Origin of the sequence: Spirillospora sp. NPDC046719, from assembly GCF_040645715.1 — a bacterium.
Classification (GTDB): domain Bacteria; phylum Actinomycetota; class Actinomycetes; order Streptosporangiales; family Streptosporangiaceae; genus Spirillospora.
On sequence record NZ_JBEYYT010000840.1, the window covers coordinates 1 to 1,840 of the forward strand.

A 1,840-nucleotide genomic window follows, 5' to 3' on the forward strand; every position below is an offset into this window, starting at 1 on the left:
CGGCGCTCGCGGCGGCGCTGCCCGGCAGCCCGCTGCGCCGCCTCGGGCTGAGCCACACCGGCCTCACGGGGCGCGGCGCGAAGACGCTGCTGGCGGGCGTCGGCGCGGAGAGCCGGCTGGAGTACGTGGGTCTCGGCCCCGGCGTCCCGCGCAAGGTGAAGCGCGCGTTCGCGGAGCGGCTGCGCCCGGCGGCCCGCCCGCACCCCGACGTGCACGCGATCGCGAGCGTCTACCGTTGACGCGTTCGGGCCGGGACCCGGCGTTCCCCGCGCCCTTGCGGACGTGGCGCCAGGTCCGCCGGTACGCGGTGCCCCGCGGGTGGATCGAGCGGGCCGCCGAGCGGCGGCTCGCCGGGGACTGGCGGGGCGCATGCGCGGCGGCGAACGTGGACATCGCGTTCGACCCGGCGGACGCCGGCCGGGAGTTCGGCGCGGAGGTACGGGCCCGGCTGGAGGACGACCTGCGCCACCTCGTCCCCGACCTGCTGCACTGGCATCTGCCCCGGGACGTGACCGGCCACGGCGGCGCCACCTCGCTCACCTCCGGGTTCCGGGCGGTCCTCGGCCGGTACGGGACGGGCCGCCGCGGACCGGCCCCGGTGCTCGGGGTCGCGGCGCCGCCCTCGCCGTCGGCCCCGCAGCGGCTGACGCTGGAGTTCGGGACCGCCGTCCGGGAGCGCGCCGACTGGTCGGGGGTGCCGTACCTGTTCGACGACCGGCACCACCGCGCGCTGCTCGGCCACTACGGGGGCGACGTGCGCGCGCCGTTCTTCGCCGCGGACGGCACGCCCCTCGACCCCGCCGACCTGCCCGCGTCCGAGCCGGACGCCGGTGACCGCGCGGCTCGCGGCGAGTGGTCCGCGCTGCTCGCCGAGCGTCCGGACGGCGGTGACGAGGCCGTCGCGGCCGCCTACGCCGCCGCCGGCATCGGGGTGATCGTGGAGGAGCGGCCCGGCGGGCGCCCGACCGAGCGGCAGACCTGGTCCAGGCTCGCCCTGCTGGCCGGATGCGCGCCCATGTTCGCCCACCAGATCGAGCGCGTGGCCGGGGACGGTCCCGCGTCGCTGTCGATCCGCCTGCCCGGTCACGGCTTCGGCCTGCACGTGGAGGCGGGGGGACGGCACCGGCGCCCGCTGATGTGGGTGGCGTCCGGGGAGGAGTTCAGGCGGCGCCGCTGGGCTCCGGGCTGCTGGCACGCCCTTCCCGACCTCGCCCTGCTGCGCGCCGGGCTGGTCGCGCCGGACGAGCTGCATCCGCTCGTGCGGTCGGCGCTGTTCCCCGCGTACCCGGCCCCGGACCGGCCGTCCGGTCCGCCGCTCGCGGAGCCGCCGCCGCCGGTCCGCGTCCGGTGCCAGGGCGAGTGGCACACGGTCCGCTCGGCCGGGGGCGGCCTGGAGATCCCGCACGGCGCCGAGGAACGGCGGCGGGAGCAGGCGCTCGGGGCGTTCGGCGGCACCGTGAACGGCTGCTTCGTCGCCCACCGGTCCTGGACGGCGGGAACGGGATGGCTGCCGCGCGCCCTGCGCGCGCACCGCCGGGAGGTGTTCCTGCGCGCGGCGCACGGTGACACCGACGGCGTCCTGCGGCTGCTGGACGCGGGGCTCGCCCCGGGCGTCCGCGACGGGCGCCGCTGGACGCTGCTGCACGCCCTCCACACGATGGACCACGAGGTGCTGCTGCCGCGGCTGCTGGACGAGGGCCTGGACGTCGACGCCACCGACCAGGACGGGTGCACGCCGCTCCTCCTCGCGGTGCTGAACCACGGCTCGCCCGCCGTCGTGCGGGCGCTGCTGGACGCGGGGGCGAGCCCGGACGCGCCGGGCGGCGCCGCGGGGGCGGCC

General features: G+C 79.2%; 1 protein-coding gene and 1 pseudogene. Both read left to right on the plus strand.

Annotated features, from left to right (window positions below):
* Positions 1 to 239: pseudogene (locus tag ABZ914_RS50815) on the plus strand (gala protein); the annotation flags it as partial.
* Positions 236 to 1,840 (plus strand): ankyrin repeat domain-containing protein (locus ABZ914_RS50820; protein ID WP_500201746.1); only part of this gene is annotated, 1,605 nt, incomplete at its 3' end. The pseudogene ABZ914_RS50815 and the gene ABZ914_RS50820, both read left to right, overlap by 4 nt.